The sequence below is a fragment of the Anaerovibrio sp. genome, assembly GCF_024697385.1.
Classification (GTDB): domain Bacteria; phylum Bacillota; class Negativicutes; order Selenomonadales; family Selenomonadaceae; genus Anaerovibrio.
The window spans coordinates 1-5,533 of sequence record NZ_JAILFV010000050.1 but is presented as its reverse complement, the minus strand read 5'-3'; the positions used below and the strand labels follow the sequence as shown (position 1 = coordinate 5,533).

The 5,533-nt window shown below is 45.1% G+C and carries 5 protein-coding genes; all 5 read left to right on the top strand.

Annotated features, from left to right (window positions below; translation table 11 throughout):
• On the top strand, nt 1-327 hold a 327-nt coding region (locus K6C05_RS02360; protein ID WP_296730824.1), incomplete at its 5' end, for a flavodoxin family protein.
• Nucleotides 328-445: 118 nt separating this feature from the next.
• A complete protein-coding gene (locus K6C05_RS02355) occupies nt 446-2,569 on the top strand; it encodes a TonB-dependent receptor (RefSeq protein WP_296730822.1) in 2,124 nt (707 codons plus the stop codon).
• A gap of 33 nt (nt 2,570-2,602) precedes the next feature.
• A complete protein-coding gene (locus K6C05_RS02350) occupies nt 2,603-3,559 on the top strand; it encodes an ABC transporter substrate-binding protein (protein ID WP_296730820.1) in 957 nt (318 codons plus the stop codon).
• A 59-nt stretch (nt 3,560-3,618) separates the two neighbouring features.
• The gene (locus tag K6C05_RS02345; protein WP_296730818.1) at nt 3,619-3,831 is read left to right on the top strand and encodes a hypothetical protein; all 213 of its coding nucleotides are present in this window, start codon (nt 3,619-3,621) and stop codon (nt 3,829-3,831) included.
• Nucleotides 3,752-5,335 (top strand): DUF4127 family protein, encoded by a 1,584-nt coding sequence (locus K6C05_RS02340; protein WP_296730817.1) that lies wholly within the window; start codon nt 3,752-3,754, stop codon nt 5,333-5,335. The genes K6C05_RS02345 and K6C05_RS02340 overlap by 80 nt, the downstream gene beginning before the upstream one ends.
• Nucleotides 5,336-5,533: the final 198 nt, after the last annotated feature.

Genomic DNA, 5,533 nt, shown 5'->3' with positions numbered 1-5,533 from the left:
TTCATAAAGAAAATTCGCAACAAGAAGGTTGCCATATTTGCTACCTTGGGCGCATATGCAGATTCTGATCATGCAAAAAAATGTATTGATAATATAACTGCACTTTTTGATGACAGCTGTGAGGTGGTTGGATCCTTTATCTGTCAGGGAGCTGTGTCACAAAAGATGATTGACATGATGTCCAGGATGTTCCCTGAAGGTCATCCTCATGCCATGAATGAGGAAAGAATAAAACGCCTTAAGGATGGTGCAACCCACCCTGACGCCCAGGATCTGAAAAATGCCAGGGAATACTTTGCTCAGCTGAAGAAAAAATTGGAAGGCTGACAGCGCCGGATGAAATCAAATTTTTGTTGAATTTACATGCTTACCACTGCCATTGGCAGTGGTAAAAAAATAATAATTTAATGAGAATGATTATTATTATATATGGAGGAATGTGGAAATGAGAAATGTTTCAACTAAGAGGGCAGCTGTTTTGGCACTGGCTATCACAATGGCACTTATAAATACGGATTATGCTGCCGCAGCTGAGGATGTTGAACAGTTGGAGACAAGGGATGTAGTAGTTACTGCATCAAGAACAGAGCAGGAGGTCAAGGATGCGCCGGCAGCGGTAGAGGTTATTACCAGGGAAGAGCTGGAGAACATGGGGGCAGATTCCCTGGCTCAGGCATTACAGCTGGCCACAGGTATAAATGTACTGGAAAATGGTATGGTGGGTAACTCCTTCAGCATTCGGGGCATGAAGGCCAATCAATCCCTTATTATGGTAGATGGCCGGCGCATCCGCACTGAGGATACGGATGCAACTGCCAATGCTTATGAGCTTCAAAGGTACAATATGGCAGACATAGAGCGCATCGAAATAGTGCGTGGTGCGACAAGCTCGTTATATGGTGCTGATGCCATGGGTGGAGTTGTGAACATCATCACCAGGGGGACTGACAAGGAAAGGGCTACTGTATCAGGTGACTGGACTACCAGGCAGGCGGATGGAGGTATACATTACACTTCAGGAAAAATTGGAAAATGGTCCTTTGGGACTAACTTCAAATTTGCCAAGGTCCGCGAAACGGTTGAATCCACAACGGAAAGCTCCACTACCACAGGGTACATTCCTACAATGCCGGGGATGGTGATGGCCGCCTATACCAAGGTCGCTGATACCCAGACGAACACATCGAATATATTCGGATATAAAAAATTTTTCAATTTCAAGGCAGACTACGCCATTAACGAAAAAAAGACCTTGGAATTTTTATTTGATTACATGAATGAGGACACGAAATATTATACCCAGACCTCAGGTACCAATACTTATACCTTTGGCAGCGCCGTTGTTCCTATGTTCGCCATGGGACAAAGCGCCAGTACTGTCTGGGTGCTGAATCAGGATTCATCATTGTCAGAAAAAACCTTTGATAAAACCAGATCTACCTCCTCCATTAAATACAGTGGATTGGATAAATGGGGAGATTATCAGCTAAGATACAGCTATACCAAATTTACCTCATTGGATAAAACCTTCAAGGCAGGAGTAATACAGGATTTTGATAATTCTGTTATGAAGCAGCATATTTTTGAGGGCAAAAGGACCATGGCAGTACATGATAAACACCTGCTGACCTATGGTGGAGAATACAGAATGGAGCTTTACGATGGCACCAAGCTGAATTCCGGAGGTGGCATTCATTCCGTCAGCGTTGATGGAATCAGCAAGAATGCGGCCGATACCAGCCTATATTATGCGGCGGCTTATGTCCAGGATGAATGGATGCCAAGTGATAACTGGATAATAATACCGTCAATGCGTGTTGATCACAATAACAGGTTTGGCAACAAGCTCACGTATAAACTGGGTACTACCTACATACAGAATGACAATCTCCGGTGGAAATTTAATATTGGCACTGCCTACAGAGCACCGGCAGCATCAGAGATGTTCTTTGATTTTTCTAAAACTCCTATGGCTTCCATGCAGGTGAAAATTACCGGTAATCCTGACCTGAAACCGGAGGAATCCTTAAACTTTGACATAGGGCTGGAGTGGAACAGGGGAAAGACCTCCCTGAAGGCAGCATATTTCAATAACAATGTGAAGAACATGATAGATTATATAGAGGACACAGGGTATGATGAATCTGCAGGTCACTATTACTATAAATACAACAATGTGAACCGTGCCAAGATCAGTGGCCTGGAGTTTGAGGCCATACAAAAATTCTCTAAAAATTGGCACCTGAGGGGCCTGTATAATTATTTAGATGCCAGGGATGGGGATGGGGCTAATCTGACAGGCAGATATCGTCAGAAAACATCCCTGCAGCTTGGGTATACCTCTGATGACAGGACATTTACCTCTACTCTTTGGTATGATTGGTTTTGTGGCTACAGGAGCTCATCCACCAGTGAGACCACCATGGGCGTCTGCAACATTGTGTTCAATAAGAAATGTGGCACAAAAACCAATGTGTACTTTGGCATAAACAACATATTCAACAAGACCAATGGACTCTTGGGTTATAGTGGCAGAGTTTGGCGGGCAGGATTCAATGTTGATATTTAAATGCTGATAACAGCTTTGCACAGGGAGGTTTTTATGGGAAGAAAACTTGGACTGATACTTTCAGTAGTTTGTGTTGCTTTGGCGGTTGTTTTCATTATTTTTGGAGATACTATTGCCGGCAGGGGGAATGCCACTTCGGTCAACAGCATTACCCTTACGGACAGTACCGGCAAGGAGGTAACCATTACCAAGAATCCAAAAAGAGTTGTGATTCTCAACGCATCAAATGTTGATCTGTTTGTAGCCGCCGGAGGCGGCGACAGTATTGTGGGCAGGACACAGAGCAATGCCCTGTCTGGGGAAGTGCTGGCAGCGACTGCCAATGCTGAGGATGTTGGCATGATTCATGCCCCTAATATTGAAAAAATAATTGCCCTTAAGCCTGATTTGGTCATAGGCACCAATGTTCCTTTTCATCTGGCACTGGCACCTACCCTGGAAAAAGCAGGGATTCCGCTGTTTATAAATTCAGTGGACAAATATGACCAGATAGAAGGAAGTCTGACCAAATTCGGTCAGATAACCGGACAGGAGGAGAAAGCCGACAAGGAGATTGCAAAAATAAAGGCTGATTATGCTGAAATCATCCGGTCGGTGGAGGGGAAAAAGCCTTTGAAGAGCCTGGTCATTTTTGGCAATACCCAGAGCTTTAACATGGCAACCTCCCAGACCTTTACCGGGGATCTTATTAACCGCCTGGGGGGAAATAATATTGCAGATAATGTAAAAAGCGGAGAAGGGGCGTACATACCCCTTAGTATGGAATTCCTGGCCAAGGAAAATCCGGAGGTCATCATGCTCATAATGATGGGGAAGCCTCAGGAGGTACAGGAAAAAGTCAGGGCTGATCTTGAAGCAAATCCTGTATGGGGAAACACCTCAGCCGTAAAAAACGGCAGAGTATATACCTTGCCATACAACCTGTTTACTGTTAATCCGGGAGTACAGTGTATAGATGCTCTCCAGGTATTGGCAGGCTATGTGTACTGATCGACTTAAGTGCAATAAGCTGTCCTTCACCTTTGTGGCGAGGGCAGCTTATTTTTTATATGTGGGGTGAATATATCCTGGCCTGCTGCATTGCAGGTATGGCACCGTTTGTAAATGCAGCCTGGAATAATATGCCGGTGGTAAAATTTAAACAATGGCGGTATAATATCATATATGATTGGGGGGAATTGAATGAAACGGATTATATGTGCGGTTCTTATCGGAGCTTTGTTTTTTGCCGGGATGATATCCTGGGGACTGCGGGATGCTGAGGCTGCAGCTCAAGCATCATCAATTATTTTTGTCCCTATAGATAACAGGCCAATCACTGATTTATATTCGGCACAGACCATGGAACAGGTGGGGGTCAATGTGTTGGTACCACCGGATGAAAGCCTGGGAGGAAATAGTGACGATGGCAGCCCTGACCAGCTGTGGAATTGGCTGGATAAAGCTGCCGGGAAATCTGATGTACGGGCAGCGGTCGTATCAAGTGATTCTCTCCTTTATGGAAGTCTGGTAGCCAGCAGACGCCACAATATATCAGAAGAAGTGTTACAGGAGAGGGTAAAGCGTTTTCGTGCATTCCATCAAAAGCACCCGGGGATAAAGCTATATGTATTTTCATCCATCATGCGTACACCGAAGCAGGGAAGTGTGGGTGGAAAAGAGCCTGAGTATTATCCTCAATGGGGGGCCAGTATCTATGAGTATTCTGCCCTGAAGGACAAAGCTGAGACCGCCGGGCTGAATCAGGCAGAACAGAATCAGCTGGATTATCTCAGTCAGTTCATTCCCCAGGAGGTTATGACTGATTGGCTTGGCAGAAGAAATAAAAATTTTGCCATCAATAAACAGCTGATTGAAATGGCCAGGGACAATACCTTTCGCTATCTGGCCATAGGCAGGGATGATAATGCACCTCTGTCCCAGACGCACATGGAAGGAAGAAAGCTGAAGGAATATGCCGGTGCCCTTGATTTTACCAAATTGCAGAATATGCCGGGCATAGATGAAATAGGCCTGCTTCTCCTCACTAAGGCCTATAATGATTATAATTACAAAATGCCATTCGTTTATGTAGAATATAATGATGGAGCAGGCAAAAATACCCTTCCGGTTTTTTCTGACGAAAGGATTTCAGCTACCCTGGAAGATTATATCAGGTGTATTGGTGGCCTGTCGGTTTCTACCACCAAACGGGCCGACCTGGTGCTGATGATGAATACCCCGGAAAACGGCCGGACACAGTTTGCCGGAAGTGATACGAATGCCATGCTCACTACACCAAGAAGCAAGGCCTTTGCTGACAGGATAGAAGGCTGGCTCAACAGGGGAAAGAGGGTAAGTGTTGCGGATATAGCTTATTATAACGGTTCAGATAATAGTCTGTGCTCTTCCTTGAGAGACAGTCATCTGCTGTACCGTATTGCGGCTTATGGGGGATGGAATACTGCCACCAACAGCCTTGGCTATGCACTGCCTCAGGGAACCCTTGCGGAGGATATGGATATATCAGGCAAGGATTATCTGCTCACCATAAGGTATCTGGACGAGTGGGCTTATGAAGCCAATAACCGGCAGACACTGTCGGCATATGCCGGAGCACTTGGGCCTGATGCCTTGAAAACGAAGCTGGCGGATATTGAAAGCTATGGCAGTAAACTGCAGCAGGAGTTTGCCCGTAAAAATCTCAGCCAGTATCCAGGAGCGGCTAATGCAACCATGAAACTACCATGGGAGAGATTTTTTGAAAATTTGGTAATACTCAGATAAAGAGTGTTTTTTAAGGGCGGCAGTCAGGCCGTCCTTTTTGCTGTATTCAGGGCTGTGGGATTATAACGCCATTGTTCAAATTTTTCTTCTTTAGAAGAAAAATCTTCCAATTAGCGTTTCAACGAGCTGGGAGATATGCTCGCCAGCTGTTGTAGTTTGTTTTCCCCCACCTAAAGAGGAAGGGGACATCTTAAAGCT